Source organism: Aureimonas sp. Leaf324 (assembly GCF_001423245.1).
GTDB lineage: Bacteria > Pseudomonadota > Alphaproteobacteria > Rhizobiales > Rhizobiaceae > Aureimonas.
The window spans coordinates 162454-182305 of record NZ_LMOH01000025.1 but is presented as its reverse complement, the minus strand read 5'-3'; the positions used below and the strand labels follow the sequence as shown (position 1 = coordinate 182305).

17 protein-coding genes are annotated in these 19852 nt (G+C 69.9%); 10 read left to right on the top strand and 7 right to left on the bottom strand.

Annotation, left to right across the window (positions count from 1 at the left end):
• On the top strand, window positions 1-1173 hold the full coding sequence (locus ASF65_RS14835) for an ATP phosphoribosyltransferase regulatory subunit (protein ID WP_055890604.1): 1173 nt from the start codon (window positions 1-3) through the stop codon (window positions 1171-1173).
• The gene (gene hisG, locus ASF65_RS14830) at window positions 1170-1859 is read left to right on the top strand and encodes an ATP phosphoribosyltransferase (RefSeq protein WP_055890602.1); all 690 of its coding nucleotides are present in this window, start codon (window positions 1170-1172) and stop codon (window positions 1857-1859) included. The genes ASF65_RS14835 and hisG overlap by 4 nt, the downstream gene beginning before the upstream one ends.
• 61 nt (window positions 1860-1920) lie before the next feature.
• Here hisG and ASF65_RS14825 read toward each other — a convergent pair whose 3' ends face one another.
• Complete coding sequence (locus tag ASF65_RS14825; protein ID WP_055890599.1) at window positions 1921-2307, bottom strand: DoxX family protein; 387 nt, start codon at window positions 2305-2307, stop codon at window positions 1921-1923.
• A gap of 299 nt (window positions 2308-2606) precedes the next feature.
• Here ASF65_RS14825 and ASF65_RS14820 point away from each other — a divergent pair, with 299 nt between their 5' ends.
• Window positions 2607-4592, top strand: a complete 1986-nt coding sequence (locus ASF65_RS14820; RefSeq protein ID WP_055890597.1) for a BCCT family transporter — start codon at window positions 2607-2609, stop codon at window positions 4590-4592.
• 52 nt (window positions 4593-4644) lie between these two features.
• On the opposite strand, the gene fumC is transcribed toward ASF65_RS14820, so the two are convergent.
• The 3 genes from fumC to ASF65_RS14805 all read right to left on the bottom strand — a co-directional run bounded on the left by fumC (window position 4645) and on the right by ASF65_RS14805 (window position 7235).
• Window positions 4645-6036 (bottom strand): class II fumarate hydratase, encoded by a 1392-nt coding sequence (gene fumC / locus ASF65_RS14815; protein ID WP_055890595.1) that lies wholly within the window; start codon window positions 6034-6036, stop codon window positions 4645-4647.
• A gap of 144 nt (window positions 6037-6180) precedes the next feature.
• Entirely contained in the window at window positions 6181-6375 is a 195-nt protein-coding gene (locus ASF65_RS14810) for a CsbD family protein (protein ID WP_055890594.1), read from the bottom strand.
• 89 nt (window positions 6376-6464) lie between these two features.
• Window positions 6465-7235 carry a sulfite exporter TauE/SafE family protein gene (locus tag ASF65_RS14805; protein WP_055890592.1) on the bottom strand — a complete coding sequence of 257 codons (771 nt, stop codon included), beginning with the start codon at window positions 7233-7235 and terminating at the stop codon, window positions 6465-6467.
• Window positions 7236-7362: 127 nt separating this feature from the next.
• On the opposite strand from ASF65_RS14805, the gene ASF65_RS14800 reads away from it, so the two are divergent.
• Entirely contained in the window at window positions 7363-7827 is a 465-nt protein-coding gene (locus tag ASF65_RS14800; RefSeq protein WP_055890590.1) for a DUF29 domain-containing protein, read from the top strand.
• Between the two features lie 197 nt (window positions 7828-8024).
• Here the strand turns inward: ASF65_RS14800 and groL are convergent, their stop codons facing one another.
• Together groL and groES are read right to left on the bottom strand one after the other, a co-directional pair.
• Window positions 8025-9677 (bottom strand): chaperonin GroEL, encoded by a 1653-nt coding sequence (gene groL / locus ASF65_RS14795; RefSeq protein WP_055890589.1) that lies wholly within the window; start codon window positions 9675-9677, stop codon window positions 8025-8027.
• A gap of 80 nt (window positions 9678-9757) precedes the next feature.
• Entirely contained in the window at window positions 9758-10054 is a 297-nt protein-coding gene (groES, locus tag ASF65_RS14790) for a co-chaperone GroES (RefSeq protein ID WP_055890588.1), read from the bottom strand.
• 240 nt (window positions 10055-10294) lie between these two features.
• Between groES and ASF65_RS14785 the strand changes: the two genes are divergently transcribed.
• The 4 genes from ASF65_RS14785 (at window position 10295) to ASF65_RS14770 (ending at window position 16290) form a co-directional block, all read left to right on the top strand.
• Window positions 10295-11134 carry a TIGR01459 family HAD-type hydrolase gene (locus tag ASF65_RS14785; RefSeq protein WP_082505669.1) on the top strand — a complete coding sequence of 280 codons (840 nt, stop codon included), beginning with the start codon at window positions 10295-10297 and terminating at the stop codon, window positions 11132-11134.
• A complete protein-coding gene (locus ASF65_RS14780) occupies window positions 11131-12111 on the top strand; it encodes a bifunctional riboflavin kinase/FAD synthetase (RefSeq protein ID WP_055890586.1) in 981 nt (326 codons plus the stop codon). Before ASF65_RS14785 ends, ASF65_RS14780 begins: the two co-directional genes overlap by 4 nt.
• A gap of 288 nt (window positions 12112-12399) precedes the next feature.
• Complete coding sequence (gene ileS / locus ASF65_RS14775; protein WP_055890780.1) at window positions 12400-15438, top strand: isoleucine--tRNA ligase; 3039 nt, start codon at window positions 12400-12402, stop codon at window positions 15436-15438.
• A 180-nt stretch (window positions 15439-15618) separates the two neighbouring features.
• Window positions 15619-16290: a hypothetical protein gene (locus ASF65_RS14770; protein ID WP_055890584.1), complete on the top strand. Its 672-nt coding sequence runs from the start codon at window positions 15619-15621 to the stop codon at window positions 16288-16290.
• 7 nt (window positions 16291-16297) lie between these two features.
• Here the strand turns inward: ASF65_RS14770 and ASF65_RS14765 are convergent, their stop codons facing one another.
• Window positions 16298-16747: a nucleoside deaminase gene (locus tag ASF65_RS14765; protein ID WP_055890582.1), complete on the bottom strand. Its 450-nt coding sequence runs from the start codon at window positions 16745-16747 to the stop codon at window positions 16298-16300.
• A 68-nt stretch (window positions 16748-16815) separates the two neighbouring features.
• Between ASF65_RS14765 and ASF65_RS21850 the strand changes: the two genes are divergently transcribed.
• Together ASF65_RS21850 and ASF65_RS14755 are read left to right on the top strand one after the other, a co-directional pair.
• Complete coding sequence (locus ASF65_RS21850; protein WP_082505634.1) at window positions 16816-19206, top strand: pseudouridine synthase; 2391 nt, start codon at window positions 16816-16818, stop codon at window positions 19204-19206.
• Between the two features lie 12 nt (window positions 19207-19218).
• Window positions 19219-19776, top strand: a complete 558-nt coding sequence (locus ASF65_RS14755; RefSeq protein WP_055890581.1) for an RsmD family RNA methyltransferase — start codon at window positions 19219-19221, stop codon at window positions 19774-19776.
• Window positions 19777-19852 lie beyond the last annotated feature (76 nt).

Below are 19852 nucleotides of genomic sequence, written 5' to 3'. Positions count from 1 at the left end.
ATGAGCCTCCTGTCCGGATCGGGCGCCGCGCGGCCGGGCGGCAGCCCGGCGCCCTTCGACGCCGCGCTCGCCGCGCTGTTTGCCGATCTCGGCGCGGTGACGGTGGAGACGCCGCTCCTGCAGCGCGCCGAGCCCTATCTCGACACGGCCGGCGAGGACCTGCGCCGGCGCATCTTCCTGACGCGCGGCGAGGGCGGCGAGACGCTGTGCCTGCGGCCCGACTTCACGATCCCCGTGTGCCTGGCCCATATCGAAGGGGCCGCCGGTCTGCCGCAGCGCTACGCCTACAACGGATCCGTGTTCCGCCAGCGCCGGGGCGAGCCGGCCGAGTTCCGTCAGGCGGGCATCGAGAACCTCGGCGACGAGAACCGCGCGGCCGCCGACTCGCAGGCGCTAGCGGAAGCGTTGGCCGCCTTGCGCGCCTGCGGGCTGCCGGAGCCGGCCGCGGTGACCGTCGGCGATCAGGCGCTGTTCGAGGCATTTCTCACCGCACTCGACCTGCCGGCCGGCTGGCAGCGCCGGCTGGTGCGCTGCTTCGGCCGCGACGATCTTCTGGAGGCTGCGCTCGCCGCCCTGTCGCGCGAGGCGGACAGCGACCCGCTCGATCTCGACCCGGCGGTGCGCGCACTCCTGCGCACCGGCGACACGACGGCGCTGGCCGACCACGTGCGGACCCTGATGGACGCGGGCGGCCTGCCGCCAAACCGCGGGCGGACCCCCGAGGAGATCGCCGAGCGGCTGGTCGAGAAGATGGCGCTCGCCAACACGCGGCTGCGCTCGACCTATCTCGACCGGCTGCGGGCGTTTCTGGCGCTGGACTGCCCGTTGGACGAGGCGACCACCCGGCTGGAGGCGATGGAGGCGGAATCGGGCGTCGAGTTCGGGCCGGCGCTGGAGCTGTTTCGCGCTCGCGCCGCGTCGCTGCGGGCGGCCGGCGTCGATCTCGGCCCCATCCGCTATCGCGCCGCCTTCGGGCGTACGCTCGACTACTACACCGGCCTCGTGTTCGAGATCGCCGCCGCGCCCGGTACGCCGCCGCTCGTCGGCGGCGGGCGCTACGACCGGCTCGTCTCCTATCTCGGCGCGCCGACGCCAATCCCGGCGGTCGGGTTCGCGCTCGATCTCGACCGGATCGCGGCGGCCGTGGCCGCCGGGGGGGAGGGCCGGCCATGACCCTGACGCTCGCCATTCCATCCAAGGGCCGCCTCAAGGACCAGTGCGTCGCGGCGCTCAGAGAAGCCGGCATCACGGTCCATCCGAGCGAGGACGCGCGATCCTACCGCACCCGCGTCGAGGGCGCCGATGGGCTCGAGGTCCTGCTTCTCTCGGCGTCCGAGATTGCGCGCGAGCTGCGCGACGGGGCGATCGATCTCGGCGTCACCGGCGAGGACCTCCTGCGCGAGACGATGCCCGACTTCGACCGGCGCGGGCGCATCGTCTCGCGGCTCGGCTTCGGCCATGCCGACGTGGTGGTGGCGGTGCCCGACAGCTGGATCGACGTCGAGACGATGGAGGATCTCGGCGATGTGGCCGCCTCGTTCCGCCAACGGCACGGGCGACGCCTGCGCATCGCGACCAAGTACTGGCGGCTCACGCAAGGGTTCTTCACGAGAAGCCACGGCATCCAGAGCTACCGGATCGTCGAGAGCCTCGGCGCCACCGAAGGGGCGCCTGCGGCGGGTTCGGCCGACATCATCGTGGACATCACCTCGACCGGATCGACGCTGACGGCCAACCGGCTGCGCGTCCTGAAGGACGGCGTGATCCTGCGCTCCGAGGCGTGCCTCGCCCTTGCCCATCGCACCGACGGGGATGCGGGCCGCGCGGCGGCGCTGGACGCGCTCATCGCGCGGTTCTGACCTACGCAGAACGGCCGCCCCGAGGGGCGGCCGCTCAAGAGTCAGGGATGACGGCGGGCGATCAGACGCGGGCGAGCGTCGGCGTGCCGCGGCGTGCGTCCACCGAGTAGGCGCCGGCGCCGACTGCGCCGAGCACCAGGAAGCCGCCGACGATCGACAGGTTCTTCATCGCCTGCGTGGCGTCGCCCATGTGGGCGGTCAGGATCGTGCCCACCGTAAAGACGGCGAGCACGTAGGCGACGATGCGGGTCTGGAAGCCGACGAGGATCGCGAGGCCGCCGAAGAACTCCACCGCGCCGACGAGATAGGCCATGGCGATGCCGCCGGGCACGCCGAGGCTGGCGAGATAGCCGGCAAAGCCGGCCGCGCCCGTCAGCTTGCCGAAGCCGGACACGATGAAGAGGATCGACAGGAGGACGCGTCCGGCGAGAAGGGCGGCGGAATTCATGGGGTCTGGCTCCGTGGGTGCGTTGAGGAAATCCGTGACCGATCTTCTGACGCAGCGCCGCAGCGCGGGATAGGCGTCTGGAAAGCGACTGATCGTCAACGCGCAGACCACCAATCGACGCGATTGGCAGCAGGATGCGCGACAATCCCCTCGGGATGCCTCGACAACGTGCCGTAACCGCTGTGTTCGTCCGGGTTGTGCCCTAGCTGGATCCGTAGACGGGACAATCGGCGGGACGCGTTCGGCGCGGCTCACGCCGCCGTCCGTCGTTTCTCTCGTCCACCGAGTTCCAGCCCACGATGACATCCAAGATCCGCCCGCCCGTGTTCTTTCCGGCCAGCGCCATCATCGCGGCCCTCGTGCTCGTCGGCGTCCTCTTCCCGCGCGACGCGGAGCGTCTCTTCGGCGCGGCGCAGGCCTTCGTGCTGGACACGTTCGGCTGGTTCTATCTCCTGACGGTCGGCATCCTCCTGTTCTCGGTCCTGTTCTTCGCGCTGAGCCGTTTCGGCCGCCTGAAGCTCGGGCCGGACGACGCCGAGCCGGACTACCCCTATGCCTCATGGCTGGCGATGCTGTTTGCCGCCGGCATGGGCATCGGCCTCATGTTCTACGCGGTCGCCGAGCCGATCCTGCATTATTCCGTGCCGCCCGAAGCCGAACCGCGCACCATCGCGGCCGCGCGCCAGGCGATGGAATTCACCTTCTTCCACTGGGGGCTGCATGCTTGGGCGATCTATGCCGTCGTGGGCCTGTCGCTCGCCTATTTCTCGTTTCGCTACAACCTGCCGCTGACGATCCGCTCGGGCTTCTATCCGCTGATCCGCGAGCGCATCGACGGGCCGATCGGCCACGCGGTGGACGTCTTCGCGATCTGCGGCACCGTGTTCGGCATCGCGACCTCGCTCGGCCTCGGCGTCCTGCAGATGAACGCCGGCCTCAACCACCTCCTCGGCGTGCCGAATGCGGTCTGGGTGCAGATCCTCCTGATCGTCGTGGTGATGGGCGCGGCGACGCTGTCGGTCGTCTCCGGCCTCGACGCGGGGGTGCGGCGCCTGTCGGAGGGCAACCTCGTCGTCGCCATCGTCCTGATGCTCTTCGTGCTCGTGGTCGGGCCGACGACCTTCATCTTCAAGGCCTTCGTCCAGAACATCGGGGCCTATCTCGACGACCTCCTGCCGCGCACCTTCACGCTCTACGCCTACGAGCCGCGCGCCTGGATCAGCGACTGGACGCTGTTCTACTGGGCCTGGTGGATCTCCTGGTCGCCGTTCGTCGGCATGTTCATCGCCCGCATCTCGCGCGGACGGACGGTGCGCGAGTTCGTGCTCGGCGTCCTCTTCGTGCCCTCGACCTTCACCTTCTTCTGGATGACCGTCTTCGGCAACTCGGCCATCGCGCTCGACCTTGGCCCGGCGGCGGGCGCGCTCGCGCGCGAGGTGCAGGAGAACCTGCCGGTCGCCCTGTTCCAGTTCTTCGCGTACCTGCCGCTCAGCGGCGTGACCTCGACGCTTGCCGTCGTCCTCGTCGGCATCTTCTTCGTCACGTCGGCCGATTCCGGCTCTCTTGTCGTCGATGCGTTGGCGTCGGGCGGCCGCGACGACACGCCCGTCTGGCAGCGCATCTACTGGTGCGTCGTGCAGGGGACGGTGGCGGCGCTTCTGCTGTTCGCCGGCGGGCTCGTCGGCCTGCAGACGATGACGCTGATCGCCGCGCTGCCCTTTGCGATCATTCTTCTTCTCCTCGCCTTCGGCCTGCTGCGCGGCATGCAGGCCGATGTCGCGCGGGCGAGGGAGCACCGGCAGGCGCAGCCGGCGGTCCTCGTGCGCGGGGCGAACTGGCAGGCGCGGCTCGGCGCCATCCTGCACGAGCCCAACAAGCGGGACGTGCGCCGTTTCCTCGAACACACCGCCCGGCCCGCCCTGTCGGACGTGCGCGACGAACTCGTGCGGCGCGGGCTCGACGCGCGGCTCGAGGGGGAGGGCGACGGCCCGGTGGTTCTGACCGTGCCGGCCGACGGCACGCGCGACTTCGTGTACGGGGTCGAGCCGGTGGCGCAGCCGGCCATGGCCTTTTCGGCCGCCGACACGCGCGCCTCGTCGGACGGACGGCGGATGATCTGGGCGGCGCGGACGATCTTCTCCGACGGCAGCCGCGGCTACGACGTGACCGGCTTCACCAAGGCCGACGTCCTGTCCGACGTCCTCGCCCAGTTCGAGCGCTACCAGATCCTGACGCAGGCCGAGAGCACGCAGCTCTACACCGGCTCGCCCGCAGCGCGCGCCTGAAACGAGAAAGGGCCGCGCGAGGCGGCCCTTCGGTCATGTCTTCCGTGCCGTCTCAGCCCGGACGCGTCATCGCCGCGGGGTCGACGATCCGGTCGTAGTCCTCGCCCGACACCAGGCCCGAGGCGAGCGCCTCCTCGCGCAGGGTCGTGCCCTTCTTGTGAGCGGTCTTGGCGATCGTCGCGGCGTTATCGTAGCCGATGGTCGGCGCCAGCGCCGTCACCAGCATCAGCGACTGTTCCATCAGCGACCGGATGCGGTCCTCGTTGGCCTTGATGCCCTCGACGCAATGCTCGCGGAAGCTATCCATGCCGTCGGCCAAAAGCCGGATCGAGGACAGGACGGCGTTGGCGATCACCGGCTTGAAGACGTTAAGCTCGAAATGCCCCTGGGACGAGGCGACGGTCACCGTCGTCTCGTGGCCGAACACCTCGGCGCAGAGCATGGTGAGGGCCTCGGCCTGCGTCGGGTTCACCTTGCCCGGCATGATCGAGGAGCCCGGCTCGTTCTCGGGCAGCGAGAGCTCGCCGAGGCCTGAGCGCGGGCCCGACCCGAGGAAGCGGATGTCGTTGGCGATCTTGAAGAGGTCGGTGGCGAGAGCGTTCAGCGAGCCATGGAAGAAGGTCAGCGCGCCATGCGAGGCGAGCGCCTCGAACTTGTTCTCGGCCGTGCGGAAGGGCAGGCCGGTGAGCTTGGCGATCTCGTCGGCGATCTTCACGTCGAAGCCGACCGGGGCGTTGAGCCCGGTGCCGACCGCCGTGCCCCCTTGAGCCAGCGCGTAGACGTCCTCGATGGCCTGCTCGATGCGGCGCTTGCCCAGCTTCAGCGCGGCGGCGTAGCCGGAGAATTCCTGGCCGAGCGTGATCGGGGTGGCATCCTGCGTGTGCGTGCGGCCGATCTTGATGATGTGGTCGAAGGCCTTGGCCTTCGCATCCAGCGCATCGTGAAGCTTGTCGATCGCCGGCAGGACGCGGTTCGTCGCCTCGATCGCGACGGCGACGTGGATCGCGGTCGGGAACACGTCGTTGGACGACTGGCCCATGTTGACGTGATCGTTCGGGTGCACGGGCTTCTTGGAGCCCATCTCGCCGCCCAGCGCCTCGATGGCGCGGTTCGAGATGACCTCGTTGACGTTCATGTTGGTCTGCGTGCCCGAGCCCGTCTGGTAGACGACGAGCGGGAAATGGTCGTCGAGCCGGCCCGAGATCACCTCGTCGGCCGCAGCGACGATCGCGTCTGCGAGCGTCGCGTCGAGCTTGCCGTAACCCTGGTTGACGCGCGCGGCGGCCTTCTTGACGGTGGCGAGCGCGTGGATCACGGCGATCGGCTGCCGGTCGGTGCCGATGCGGAAGTTGTTCAGCGAGCGCTCGGTCTGGGCGCCCCAGTAGCGATCGCTGGCAACGTCGATCGCGCCGATGGAATCGGTCTCGCGGCGGGTCTTGGTCATCGCATTCCCCTCGGAAAGGCGCCCGCAGAACGCCGGGCCGTCCGGGCGGCGTTACCATGCCGTGCGGCGGCGAGAAACCCGTCGCGCACACGAAAAAGCCGGCCTTCCGGCCGGCTTTTCCCACTCAAACGATTCGTACGCGGGTCAGTGCTTCTTGAGGCCGACCTGGTCCTTCATGGCGTCCTTGACCTTGCCGTAGTTCTTCTGGGTCTTGCCCTCGGCCTGATCCGCCATGCCGTCGGCCTGAAGGCGATCGTTGCCGACCAGCTTGCCGGCGGCTTCCTTGATCTTGCCGCCGATTTCCTTCGCGCCGCCCTGGACCTGATTCTTGTCGACCATGGAATTGCTCCGTTTCGTTGGGCCAGCTCATGCTGGCGTCGGGGAAAAAACGGGAGCCGAGAAATTAGGTTCCTGGCCAAGAATTACATTTATGTAAGGAGCGTGACGATCTGCTGGACGCAGAGGCCGCAGATCAGGACGCCGACGATTCGCAGGAGCAGGCGCTCCGGGATCTTTCGCACGGCAAAGCCCGCGAGCGGCGCGGCGAGGATGCCGCCGGCGATCAGCCCCAGCACCGACAGAGCGTGCGTCGACAGATCCCCCGCTTCCTCCCAGTGCCCGGTCACGAGGGCAAGGAGGAACGACAGCGAGACGGCGAGCGTGACGAGGAACTCCGCCGCATTCACCGTGCCGATGACGTAGCGCGGCTGACCGCCGGCCCCGAGCAGCCCCGAGGTGACGATCGGTCCCCAACCGCCACCGCCGACCGAATCGAGAAAGCCGCCGGCGGCCCCGAGCGGCGGCACGAGATGCATCGGCGTCTGCGCCCGCGGCATCCTGCGGAACGAGCGCAGTGTCAGCATCACGCCGATGATGCCGAGATAGGCGGCGACGAAGGGGCGGATCGTGGCGCCGTCGACGGAGGTGAGGACATAGGTTCCGAGCACCCCGCCGAGGATGCCGAAGGGCACGAGGCGGCGGAACAGCTTCCAGTCGATGTTGCGGTTGGCGATGTGTGCGGTGCCCGACGCGGCGGTGGTGAAGAGTTCGGCCGTATGCACCGAGGCCGAGGCGACCGAGGGCGGGACACCGAAGCCGAGCAGCACGGTCGAAGAGATGACGCCGTAGGCCATGCCGAGCGCGCCGTCGACGAGCTGCGCGAGCGCGCCGACGAAGAAGAAGATGAAGAAATCGCTCAAAGGACCGCCCCCGCGTTTGCGCCGAAGGGCTTATGGAAGCGGGCGAGGATGCTGACAATGCACGCCCGCGTGCAAATCGCTCGATGGGACGCTAGTTTATGAACGACGGGAACCGGAAGGGCCGCCCATGAGCCTTGCCAAAGAGACGCCCTACTTCGCCTCGCCCACCGACTACGAGGACGACTTCCACGCCTGGGCCTTCGAACAGGCCGAGCTCCTGCGCCTCAAGCGCTTCGGGGAACTCGATCTGGCGAATCTGGTGGAGGAGGTGGAGAGCATGGGAAGCGAGCAGAGGCACGCGCTGGAATCCAGCTACCGTCTCCTGATCTTCCATCTTCTCAAATGGCAGTTCCAGGTGGAGCGGCGCTCTCGATCCTGGCAGCTGACCATTCTCAGGGAGCGGAGCAACATCGCGCGTCGGGAGAAACGCAATCCAAGTCTTGCGGCGAAGGCCAGCGAGATCGTCGCCGATATCTATGGCGACGCGCGCAGGGAAGCATCCGTGGAGACAGGTTTCGATCGGAACACGTTCCCGCAGGTCTGCCCCTATTCACTCGCCCAGCTTCGCGACCAGGACTTCCTGCCGGAGTGACGTTCCCGGCGGGCCGAGGCGATGCCTTGTTCTAATAGACTGAAAAGGTCCGGCGGATCGCTCCGCCGGGCCTTCCTGCATTCAGCTGAACTGAACGGCCGGAGTTGGAAGCCCATGCCGCCGCCCGAAACCGGGCCTGCCCGGTTTCGGCACTTTTCGTGATGGGCGGCTTGATGACCTTCCGCGTCCTGTCGGACTTAGAAGTCCATGCCGCCCATGCCGCCCATGCCGCCGCCCATGCCACCCGGCATGCCGCCGCCGGCCGAGTCCTTCTTGGGGGCCTCGGAGATCATGGCTTCGGTGGTGACGAGGAGACCCGCGACCGAGGCCGCGTCCTGAAGCGCCGAGCGCACGACCTTGACCGGGTCGACGATGCCGGCCTGGATCATGTCGCCGTACTCGCCGGTCTGGGCATTGTAGCCGTAGGTCAGCGACGAGTTGTCGAGGATCTTGCCGACCACGATCGAGCCCTCGCCACCGGCGTTCTGGACGATCTGACGGATCGGGGCCTGGAGTGCCTTGCGGACGATGGCGATGCCGGCGTCCTGGTCGGCGTTCTCGCCCTTGAGGTCCACGGCGTTCGAAGCGCGCAGGAGCGCCACGCCGCCGCCCGGGACGATGCCCTCTTCCACGGCCGCGCGGGTCGCGTTGAGCGCGTCGTCGACGCGGTCCTTCTTCTCCTTGACCTCGACCTCGGTCGAGCCGCCGACGCGGATCACCGCGACGCCGCCCGCGAGCTTGGCCAGACGCTCCTGGAGCTTCTCGCGGTCGTAGTCCGAGGTGGTCTCCTCGATCTGCTGCTTGATCTGGCTGACGCGGGCCTTGATGCCGTCGGCTTCACCGTTGCCGTCGACGATCGTGGTGTTCTCCTTGGTGATGGAGATCTTCTTGGCGCGGCCGAGCATGTCGAGCGTGACGTTCTCGAGCTTGATGCCGAGATCCTCGGAGATGACCTGGCCGCCGGTGAGGATCGCGATGTCCTCGAGCATCGCCTTGCGGCGATCGCCGAAGCCCGGCGCCTTGACGGCGGCGATCTTCAGGCCGCCACGCAGCTTGTTGACGACGAGCGTGGCCAGAGCCTCGCCCTCGACGTCCTCGGCGATGATGACGAGCGGACGCGACGACTGCACCACGGCCTCGAGGACCGGCAGCATCGCCTGGAGGTTGGAGAGCTTCTTCTCGTGCAGGAGGATGTAGGCGTCCTCGAGGTCGGCCACCATCTTCTCGGCATTGGTCACGAAGTACGGCGAGAGGTAGCCGCGGTCGAACTGCATGCCCTCGACGACCTCGAGTTCGGTCTCGGCGGTCTTGGCTTCCTCGACGGTGATGACACCCTCGTTGCCGACCTTCTGCATCGCCGAGGCGATCATCTGGCCGATTTCCTTCTCGCCGTTGGCGGAGATGGTGCCGACCTGGGCGACCTCGTCGGAGGTCTCGATCTTGCGGGCCGAGGAGACCAGCGTCTCGACGACCTTGGCGACGGCCGCGTCGATGCCGCGCTTGACGTCCATCGGGTTCATGCCGGCGGCCACGGCCTTGGCGCCCTCGCGGACGATCGCCTGGGCGAGAACGGTCGCGGTGGTGGTGCCGTCGCCGGCCTTGTCGTTGGTCTTCGAGGCCACTTCGCGCACCATCTGGGCGCCCATGTTCTCGAACTTGTCCTCCAGCTCGATCTCCTTGGCGACGGACACGCCGTCCTTGGTGATCCGCGGGGCGCCGAACGACTTGTCGATGACGACGTTGCGGCCCTTGGGGCCGAGCGTGACCTTCACCGCGTCGGCGAGGATGTCGACACCACGCAGCATGCGCTCGCGGGCATCACGGCCGAACTTGACTTCTTTGGCTGCCATTTTCGTTCTCTCCTGGGGCGCGGCCGTTCGGCCTGCGGCTCCCGTTGGGGTTTGAGAATTTCTGTCTCAGGCCGACAAGGTCAGCCGACGATCCCGAGGATGTCGGATTCCTTCATGATCAGGAGGTCTTCGCCGCCGAGCTTGATCTCGGTGCCCGACCACTTGCCGAACAGGATGCGGTCGCCGGCCTTGACCTCCAGCGGGTTGACCTTGCCGGTCTCGTCGCGCGCGCCGGCGCCGACCGCCACGATTTCGCCTTCCTGCGGCTTCTCCTTGGCGGTGTCCGGAATGATGATCCCGCCGGCGGTCTTCGCTTCGGACTCGACGCGCCGCACGACGACGCGGTCATGCAGGGGGCGGAAGTTCACATTGGCCATCTCAGTCGAACCTTCTCAAAAGGCTGGATGAAGAAACGGGCCGCCGGAGCGCGCCCGTTCCGATCTCTGGCACTCAGCTCGGCCGAGTGCTAACGACGGGGGAGATAGGAGATCGGCCCCGTCCGTGTCAAGGGCGCGGCCAGTTTCGCGCAAGGTCGCCGCGCCCCGCCGCTCGCTTGACCCCGCCCCCCGCGCTCCGATATCGCGGGGCTCCTGATGGACATGAGCCGGAGCCACCCGATGACCGAGGGCGCGATGCGCGCGATTCGCAGCCTCGACGAGGTGCTGGCGGGCTACGACGCCCTGTTCTGCGACGTCTGGGGCGTTGTCCATGACGGGGTGGCGAGCCACGCGGCCGCGGTCTCGGCGCTCGCCGCCGCGCGCCGCGCCGGAAAGACGGTCGTACTCCTCACCAACTCGCCGCGCCTGGCCGACGGCGTGGAGCGCCAGATCGCCGCGCTCGGCGTCACGCGCGACAGCTTCGACGCCATCGTCACCTCGGGCGACGCGACGCGCGCGCTGATCGAGGCGGGCTCGCGGCGGGTGCTGCATATCGGCCCGGAGCGCGACCTCGACATCTTCGACGGTCTCGGTTTGCAACTGGAGGACGAGACGGGCGCCGAAGCGATCGTCTGCACCGGCCTCTTCGACGACCGCGTCGAGGACCCGGAGGCCTACCGGCCCCTGCTGGAGCGCTGCGCGGCGCGCGGCCTGCCGATGATCTGCGCCAACCCGGATCTCGTGGTCCACATCGGCGACCAGCTGATCCCCTGCGCCGGCGCGGTCGCCGCGGTCTACGCCTCGATCGGCGGCACGGTGCATCTCGCCGGCAAACCACATGCTCCGATCTACGCGGTCGCCCGGCGGGTGGTGGGCGAGGGCGCCCGGGTCCTGTGCATCGGCGACGGGCTGATGACCGATGTCCTCGGCGCCGTGAACCACGGCGCCGACTGCCTCTTCATCTCGCACGGCATCCATCGCGACGAACTGTCCGAGGTGATCGGCGATCCCATCCTCCTGTCGGCCGAGCTTCTGGCGCGCGGCGTCCATGCCCGCTTCGTGATGCCCGCGCTCCGATGACGGGGCCGGCCCAGCGCATTCCGGGTGCGGCCGCCCTGCCGCCGGAGCTTCGCGGCGGTGTCGTCGCGATCGGCAATTTCGACGGCGTCCATCGCGGCCATCAGGCGGTGGTCGAGACGCTGACGGCGCTCGCCGCCGAGACCGGCGCGCCGCGCCTCGTGCTCACCTTCGAGCCGCATCCGCGCACCGTGTTCCGGCCCCAGCATCCGGTGGAGCGCCTGACCCCCGCGCCCCTGAAGGCCCGGCTCTTCGGCCTCCTCGGCGTCGAGGCCGTGGTCGAGCAGTGCTTCGATCTCGACTATGCCGCCCATCCGGCCGACGCCTTCGTCGCCGAGACGCTGCACCGCGACCTCGGCGCGCGTCACGTCGTCGTCGGCTATGATTTCCGCTTCGGCGCTCGCCGGCAGGGCGACCTCGATTTCCTGCGTACACGCGGCCGGGACCTCGGCATCGGCGTCACCTCGATCGCGCCCTTCGTCGACGAGGGCGCCAACACGGTCTCCTCGAGCCGCATCCGCGAAGACCTGATGAACGGCGATGTCGCGGCCGCTGCCGGGCTTCTGGGATACCGCTGGACGATCGAGGGCACGGTCGGCCACGGGGCGAAGCTCGGGCGCACGCTCGGCTATCCCACCGCCAACTTGGGTCTGCCGGACGACGGTCTGCTCGCCCACGGCATCTATGCCGTGCGCCTGCGCCGGGCCGACGGCTCGCTCCACGACGGGGTGGCGAGCTACGGGCGCCGCCCGACCTTCGACAACGGCGCGGCGCTGTTCGAGACCTTCCTGTTCGACTTTTCCGGTGATCTCTACGGCGAGGCGGTCTCGGTCTCGCTGTTCGGCTTCATCCGCGGCGAGGAACGCTTCGAATCGGCCGAGGCGCTGATCGCGCGCATGGACATCGATGCCGCAGAAGCGCGCGCGCTTCTCTCCGGTGTCCGCCCGCTGTCGCCGCTCGACGCCGCGCTCGCCTTCTGATCTGAGAAAAGTCCTTGGAACCGGGCCGGTCCCTTTGATAGGAAGCGGCGATGGACAGAACGGCCGCCCTGCCGCCCGGCGCCCCCGCGCACGCCGGATCGCGAATTAGCCGCCCGGTTCCGCGCCGGCGCTGACAGGTGCCGCCGGAGCCGGGACGACGTGCCGCGCCCGGACGATGATCTCCGGGCCCTCCCCATGCCCCCTCCCTTGCCGCTGGGCTTCGCCGCCCGAAGCCTCAAGGCTTCCGTCTCCGCAGCCGCGACGCAGCCCCTGAACGAGTTTGCCGCCATGACCGAGCGTCCCGAGACCGACTATTCCAAGACCCTGTTCCTGCCGGAGACCGAGTTTCCGATGCGGGCCGGCCTGCCCCAGGCCGAGCCGCAGTGGATCGCCAAGTGGGACGAGATGGATCTCTACGGCACGCTGCGCCGCGAGGCCGCCGGTCGTCCGAAATACGTCCTCCACGACGGCCCCCCTTACGCCAACGGCCATCTCCACATCGGCCATGCGCTGAACAAGGTGCTGAAGGACGTCATCACCCGCTCCTTCCAGATGCGGGGCTTTGATGCCAACTACGTGCCCGGCTGGGACTGCCACGGCCTGCCGATCGAGTGGAAGATCGAGGAGGAGAACTACCGCGCCAAGGGGCGGCAGAAGCCGGACCTGACGGACGCCTCGGCGATGATCGCCTTCCGCCGCGAGTGCCGCGCCTATGCCGAACACTGGGTCGGCGTTCAGTCGGCCGAGTTCCGCCGCCTCGGCGTCGAGGGCGACTTCAAGAACCCCTATCTCACCATGAACTACGGGGCCGAAGCGGTGATCGCGGGCGAGCTCCTAAAGTTCGCCATGTCCGGCCAGCTCTACCGCGGCTCCAAGCCGGTGATGTGGTCGGTGGTCGAGAAGACCGCGCTCGCCGAGGCCGAGGTCGAGTACCAGGACTACGAGTCCGATACGATCTGGGTGAAGTTTGCGGTCCGTCCGGCCGCCAACGGCTTCACGCCGGCCTTCAACGGCGGCGTGTCGAGCTTCCCAAAGGCGGGCTCGCCCGATGTCGGCCCGCTCGACGGCGCGAGCGTCGTGATCTGGACGACGACCCCCTGGACCATCCCCGGCAACCGCGCCATCGCCTATTCCGATCGCATCGCCTACGGCCTCTACGAGGTGAGCGCGCCGGACGATGCGGAGAACCCGCGCTGGGCCGCCCACGGCGAGCGCCTGGTGATCGCCGATGCGCTGGCCGCCGACGTCTTCGCGAAAGCGCGGGTGCCGGAGGGCGGCTTCCGCCGCCTGCGCGACGTGTCCGCCGCCGACCTTGCCGCCCTCCTCTGCGACCATCCGCTGAAGGGTCTCGGCGGCGGCTACGGGTTCGCCGTGCCGCTTCTGGCCGGTGACCACGTGACCGACGACGCGGGCACGGGCTTCGTGCACACCGCGCCGAGCCACGGCCGCGAGGACTTCGAGGCCTGGACCTCGGCGCGCCGCGAGATCGAGGCGCGCGGCATCGACGCGTCGATCCCCTTCCCGGTGGACGACGACGGCTTCTACACCAAGGACGCGCCGGGCTTCGGACCGGACGCCGAGGGCGGGGCCGGCCGCGTCATCGACGACAAGGGCAAGAAGGGCGACGCCAACAAGCGGGTGATCGACGCGCTGGTGGCGGCCGGCCGGCTGCTGGCGCGCGGACGCCTCAAGCATTCCTATCCCCATTCCTGGCGCTCCAAGAAGCCGGTGATCTTCCGCAACACGCCGCAATGGTTCGTCCACATGGACAAGGACCTGGCCGGCTACGGGCTCGACGGGGCCAAGCCGTCGGGCGGCGACACGCTGCGCGGCCGGGCCCTTGCGGCCATCGACGACACGCGTTTCGTGCCGGCCAGCGGGCAGAACCGCCTGCGCGGCATGATCGCCGACCGGCCGGACTGGGTCCTGTCGCGCCAGCGCGCCTGGGGCGTGCCGATCTGCGTCTTCGTCGACGAGGACGGCGAAGTCTTGAAGGACGAGGCGGTCAACGCGCGGATCCGCGAAGCCTTCGAGAAGGAGGGCGCCGACGCCTGGTTCGCCGCGGGCGCCAAGGAGCGTTTCCTCGGCAACGAGCACGACGCATCGCGCTGGTCGATGGTGCGCGACATCCTCGACGTCTGGTTCGATTCCGGCTCGACCCACGCCTTCTGCCTGGAGAAGCGCCCCGACCTGAAATGGCCGGCCGACCTCTATCTCGAAGGCTCCGACCAGCACCGCGGCTGGTTCCATTCCTCGCTGCTCGAAGCCTGCGGCACGCGCGGCCGCGCGCCCTACGACGCGGTGCTGACGCACGGCTTCGTGATGGACGAGGACGGGCGCAAGATGTCGAAGTCGCTCGGCAACGTCGTGACGCCGCAGGAGGTGATCAATCAGTCCGGCGCCGACATCCTGCGTCTCTGGGTGGTCTCGTCCGACTATTCGGAGGACCTGCGCCTCGGCAAGACGATCCTCCAGACCAATGTCGACGCCTATCGCAAGCTGCGCAACACGGTGCGCTGGATGCTCGGCACGCTCGCGCACGACCGGGGCGACGACTTGGCCCTTGCCGAGATGCCCGAGCTCGAGCGCCTGATGCTCCACCGCCTCGCCGAGATCGAGGCCGTGGTCCTGAAAAGCTACGACGCCTTCGACTTCAAGCGCATCGCCCGCACGCTCCTCGACTTCATGGTGGTGGAGCTTTCGGCCTTCTACTTCGACATCCGCAAGGACGCGCTCTACTGCGACGCGCCGTCCTCGGTGCGCCGCCGGGCGGCGCTCCAGGTCGTGCGCATCCTGTTCGACCGCCTCGTGACGTGGCTGGCGCCGCTCCTGCCGTTCACGATGGAGGAGGCGTGGCTGAGCCGCTATCCGAAAGCGCGCTCGGTGCATCTGGAAGCGTTCCGGCCGTGCGATCCGGCCTGGGTCGACGACGCGCTGGCGGAGCGCTGGCGGCAGATCCGGCGCGTGCGCCGCGTCGTCACCGGCGCCCTGGAGGACGAGCGCCGCGCCAAGCGCATCGGCTCCTCGCTGGAGGCGGCGCCCGTGGTGCATGTCGCGGACGAAGGCCTGCGCGCGCTCCTCGGCGAGGTCGACCTCGCCGAGATCGCGATCACCAGCGACATCGCCCTCACCGGCGCAGCCGCTCCGGAAGGTGCCTTCACGCTGCCCGATACGCCGGGCATCGCGGTGGTGCCGGCAAGGGCCGAGGGGCGCAAGTGCGCGCGGTCGTGGAAGGTCTCGCCGCTCGTCGGCACCGACCCCGAGTATCCCGACGTCACCCCGCGCGACGCCGACGCGCTGCGCGAACTCAAGGCGGCGGCCGCTTGAAGCGCGGCCGTTGCCTTATGGTCACGAGATCGTTGCCGTTTCTGGACTCGGAACGCGCTCTCGCCTAGAAGCTCTTCGTAAAATCGCCGGATTGTCCTGAGTAAAGGCGCGGGGGGAGGGGTCCCCGCGCGACCTCGATGGGGCCCGAGCGGTCACGAGACACAAGGGGAAACGCCCGGCATGACACACACCACCGTTCGCGTCGGCTCGCGCATGCTGGCCCTCGGCGCTGCCGCGCTGGCGCTCAGCGGCTGCATGGGCCCGACCTACGGCACGGGCACCAGCCAGGGCCAGCAGCTGTTCAACGACCTCGACGGCATGCTGACGCTGGGGTCCTCGAACCGGACGCGCGTCGACTACTCGCCCCGCCCCGAACTCGTGAAGTCGCAGAAGCGCGACGTGCTGCCGCCGCCGCGCGTGGCGTCGGCCTCGAGCATGGACGCGAACTGGCCGGAATCGCCCGAGCAGCGCCGCGCCCGGCTGCGCGCTGCCGCGCCCGACGGCAGCGACGGCGCCCTTCCGGTCGCCTTCATGACCGCCGACAAGGAGGGCATGACGCGCGAGGAGGCGACCGTCTCTTCGACCGTCGGCAAGCGCGCCGAGATGGAAGGCAGCTGGATCTCGTCCAAGCAGATGGCCGGACAGCGCGTGGCCGCCAACGAGCGCGCGCGCGTCGGCCGCCAGGGCGACCCGAGCCAGCGCCGTTACCTGTCGGAGCCGCCGCTGACCTATCGCCAGCCCGCCGCCACCGCGCCCGCCGGCGATCCCGGCGTCGACGAGGATGCCAAGCAGCGCAACGCCAACGGCACGAAGACTCTCGGCTCGAAGCTCAAGAGCCTTTGGCCCTTCTGACGCGGCGCTAGTCGCGCCGGGCGCGGAAGAAGTCGCGCAGCAGCGCGGCGGACTCCGTCTCGCCGATGCCGGAATAGACCTCCGGCGCGTGGTGGCAGGTCGGCTGGGCGTAGAAGCGGGGACCGTGTTCCACCGCGCCGCCCTTCGCGTCGCCCGCGCCGAAGTAGAGCCGCCGGATGCGCGCGAACGAGATCGCCGCCGCGCACATGGCGCAGGGCTCCAGCGTCACGTAGAGATCGGCCCCGACCAGCCGCTCCGAGCCGATCGCCTCGCAGGCCCGCCGGATCGCCAGAATCTCGGCATGCGCCGTCGGGTCGAAGAGGGCGCGGGTCTCGTTGCCGCCGCGGCCGATGACCTGCCCGTCCAGCACCACCACGGCACCGACCGGCGTCTCGCCGCGGGCCTCGGCGGACCGGGCCTCGACAAGCGCCTCATCCATGGAATTCCAGCGCGACATGCAAGGTCTCTCGTTTGATCGACGGGAGTTTGCTATGCGTGCCCCAGAACACAAGGCATAGCGAAAAGATGAGCGACGAGAACCAGGGCGGCCGTTCCGGCCGCGGCGGCGCAGGACGCGGCCCAGGCGGGTCCAAGGGTGGGTCCAAAGGCGGCTCGGGTCCGCGCGGCGGCAAGCCCGGCGGCTTCAAGGGCAAGCCGGGCGGCGCGGGCGGCGATCGGCCGGCCCGTCCTTTCCGGCCGCGCCCCGAGGGCGGCGGGGGCGAGCGCCCGGCCCGCGCCTTCAAGCCGCGCAGCGATCGTGCCGAGGGCGGCGACCGCCCGCCGCGTGGCGACCGCCCGTTCCGTCCGCGCGAGGACAGCGGGGGCGAGCGCCCGGCACGCGCCTTCAAGCCGCGCAGCGAGCGCACCGAGGGTGGCGAACGTCCGGCCCGCAGCTTCAAGCCGCGCACCGAAGGCGGCGATCGTCCGCCGCGGGGCGACCGTCCGTTCCGTCCGCGCGAGGAGAGCGGGGCCGAGCGTCCGGCCCGGTCCTTCAAGCCGCGCGGTGAACGCACCGAGGGCGGCGAGCGTCCGTTCCGCGACCGCAGCGAGGATGGCGACCGTCCGGCCCGTAGCTTCAAGCCGCGCACCGAAGGGGGCGATCGTCCGCCGCGGGGCGACCGTCCGTTCCGTCCGCGCGACGAGGGTGGGGCCGAGCGTCCTGCCCGGTCCTTCAAGCCGCGCACCGAGGGCGGCGAGCGCCCGTTCCGTGACCGCAGCGAGGGCGGCGACCGTCCGGCCCGCAGCTTCAAGCCGCGCACCGAAGGGGGCGATCGTCCGCCGCGGGGCGAGCGTCCGTTCCGCCCGCGCGAAGAGCGCTCCGAGGGCGGCGAACGCGCGCCCCGCCGCGACGGCGACAAGCCCTTCGCGCCCCGCTCGCGCGGCATGTTCTCGCATGCTGGAGCGAAGCGCGAGGGCGAGGGCGGCGAGCGTCCGCGTTCCTACGGTCGTCTCAGCCATGACGGCGCCGAGACCGAGCGCCGCGCCCGGCCGATGGGCGAGCGGCCGCGCAGCGGGGCGACGGACGGCGAGGACGGCGCACCCGGCACGATGCGCATCGCCAAGCGGCTGGCACGCGCCGGCATCGCCTCGCGCCGCGACGCGGAAGGGATGATCGCCGACGGGCGCGTGACCTTGAACGGCAAGCGTCTCGACAGCCCGGCGCAGGACGTCACGAATTCGGACCGCATCGAGATCGACGGCAAGCCCCTGCCGCCGATCGAGCGCACGCGCCTGTGGCTCTTCCACAAGCCGGCGGGCAGCGTCACCACCAACCGCGACCCGGAAGGGCGCCCGACCGTGTTCGACCGCCTGCCGGAGGACATGCCCCGCGTCCTGACCGTCGGGCGGCTCGACATCAACACGGAGGGGCTGCTGCTCCTCACCAACGACGGCGGCCTCGCCCGCATCCTGGAGCTTCCGTCCACCGGCTGGCTGCGGCGCTACCGGGTGCGCGCGCACGGCGAGATCAGCCAGGAGAAGCTCGACGAGCTGCGCCAGGGCATCGCGGTCGACGGCGTCTTCTACGGCGCGATCGAGGCGACGCTCGACCGCACGCAAGGGTCGAACGTCTGGATGACGATCGGGCTGCGCGAGGGCAAAAACCGCGAGGTCAAGCGCGTGCTGGGCCATCTCGGCCTCGACGTGAATCGCCTGATCCGCCTCTCCTTCGGTCCGTTCCAGCTCGGCGAGCTCGAAGAGGGCGCGGTGCAGGAGATCAAGGGGCGGATGCTGCGCGACCAGCTCGGGCCGACCCTCATCGAGGAAGCCGGCGCCGACTTCGACGCGCCGATCGTCAACCCGTTCTCCAACAAGCCGGTGGCGGCCGAGCGCCGCCGGTCGGAGGAGGGCGAGGAGACGCCCAAGCGCTCCGCCGGGGCGAAAAGCGAGTGGGTCAGCAACTCCGAAGACGCGCCGCGCATGAACCGCAAGAAGTTCGGCAATGCCAAGCGCGAGGAGGCCCTCGGCCGCCTCGACACGCAGGCGCCGCGCCCTCGCCGCGACGACGGCGAGAAGCGGTCGTTCGAGAAGCGCGAGACCAAGCCGTTCGGCGAGCGCAAGCCGCGCGCCTTCGGCGACAAGCCGGCCGGCGGGCGGGATCGTGACGACGCGGGCGATCGGCCGACACGTCGTCCGCCGTCGGCGCCCAAGCGCACCGCCAATGTCTGGATGGCACCGGGGGCGCGCGCGGTCGGCGAGAAGACCAAGGCCGCCCGCGAGGAGCGGGCCGCCCGGCGCGCGGCCGAGGACGAGAGCCGCGGCAGCCGTCCGCCCCGGAGTGAGGGACGCTTCGGCGGTGAGCGCTCCGGCGAAGGGCGCGGCGGCGATCGTCCGCGCACGGGCGGCGACAAGCCGTTCCGGCCGAAGGGCGACGGTCCCCGCTCGGGTCCGCCCCGGTCCGGCCCGCGCAAGGGCTGACGGCGCGTGGGCATGCGCATCGTGGCGGGCGCCCTGAAAGGGCGTCCGCTCGCCACCCCCTCGACCGACGCGATCCGGCCGACCTCCGAGCGCCATCGCGGCGCGCTGTTCGACATTCTCGCCCACGGGTTCGGGGTGCGCTTCGAGGACGGGCGCGTCCTCGACCTCTTCGCCGGCACCGGGGCGCTCGGGCTGGAGGCGATGTCGCGCGGCTGCCGCTACGGCGTCTTCGTCGAGGACAGCGCCGAGGGGCGCGGGCTGATCCGCACCAATATCGAGGCCTTCGGCCTTGGCGGGCGTACCAAGATCCTGCGGCGCGATGCCACGCGGCTGGGCGACGCCGGCACGATCGATCCGTTCGACCTCGTGCTCGCCGACCCGCCCTACGGCCGGCGCCTCGGCGAAGCGGCGCTGGCGGGCGCTCTCGCCGGCGGCTGGTTGGCCTCCCGGGCGATGATTGTCCTCGAGGAGGCGCTCGACGCCCCGTTCGAGCCGGTGCCCGGCCTCGACCTCCTCGACGAGCGGGCGATGGGCGAGACGCGCCTGCGCTTCCTGCGGCCCGCGAGCTGACGCCGAAACCGAGGCACGCCCTTACAAAATCGTAATTGGTGCCTTTTCTCGCGCTCCTCCATATCCCCGGAGGAAC

What these genes read in the sequence shown, in the direction of transcription:
- ileS (WP_055890780.1), top strand. Translation starts at nt 12,400, where the DNA reads ATGACCGAGCGTCCCGAGACCGACTATTCCAAGACCCTGTTCCTGCCG.
- ASF65_RS14780 (WP_055890586.1), top strand. Translation starts at nt 11,131, where the DNA reads ATGACGGGGCCGGCCCAGCGCATTCCGGGTGCGGCCGCCCTGCCGCCG.
- ASF65_RS14765 (WP_055890582.1), bottom strand. Translation starts at nt 16,747, where the DNA reads ATGTCGCGCTGGAATTCCATGGATGAGGCGCTTGTCGAGGCCCGGTCC.
- ASF65_RS14820 (WP_055890597.1), top strand. Translation starts at nt 2,607, where the DNA reads ATGACATCCAAGATCCGCCCGCCCGTGTTCTTTCCGGCCAGCGCCATC.
- groES (WP_055890588.1), bottom strand. Translation starts at nt 10,054, where the DNA reads ATGGCCAATGTGAACTTCCGCCCCCTGCATGACCGCGTCGTCGTGCGG.
- ASF65_RS14810 (WP_055890594.1), bottom strand. Translation starts at nt 6,375, where the DNA reads ATGGTCGACAAGAATCAGGTCCAGGGCGGCGCGAAGGAAATCGGCGGC.
- groL (WP_055890589.1), bottom strand. Translation starts at nt 9,677, where the DNA reads ATGGCAGCCAAAGAAGTCAAGTTCGGCCGTGATGCCCGCGAGCGCATG.
- ASF65_RS14770 (WP_055890584.1), top strand. Translation starts at nt 15,619, where the DNA reads ATGACACACACCACCGTTCGCGTCGGCTCGCGCATGCTGGCCCTCGGC.
- ASF65_RS14835 (WP_055890604.1), top strand. Translation starts at nt 1, where the DNA reads ATGAGCCTCCTGTCCGGATCGGGCGCCGCGCGGCCGGGCGGCAGCCCG.
- ASF65_RS14785 (WP_082505669.1), top strand. Translation starts at nt 10,295, where the DNA reads ATGACCGAGGGCGCGATGCGCGCGATTCGCAGCCTCGACGAGGTGCTG.
- ASF65_RS21850 (WP_082505634.1), top strand. Translation starts at nt 16,816, where the DNA reads ATGAGCGACGAGAACCAGGGCGGCCGTTCCGGCCGCGGCGGCGCAGGA.
- ASF65_RS14755 (WP_055890581.1), top strand. Translation starts at nt 19,219, where the DNA reads ATGCGCATCGTGGCGGGCGCCCTGAAAGGGCGTCCGCTCGCCACCCCC.
- fumC (WP_055890595.1), bottom strand. Translation starts at nt 6,036, where the DNA reads ATGACCAAGACCCGCCGCGAGACCGATTCCATCGGCGCGATCGACGTT.
- ASF65_RS14825 (WP_055890599.1), bottom strand. Translation starts at nt 2,307, where the DNA reads ATGAATTCCGCCGCCCTTCTCGCCGGACGCGTCCTCCTGTCGATCCTC.
- hisG (WP_055890602.1), top strand. Translation starts at nt 1,170, where the DNA reads ATGACCCTGACGCTCGCCATTCCATCCAAGGGCCGCCTCAAGGACCAG.
- ASF65_RS14800 (WP_055890590.1), top strand. Translation starts at nt 7,363, where the DNA reads ATGAGCCTTGCCAAAGAGACGCCCTACTTCGCCTCGCCCACCGACTAC.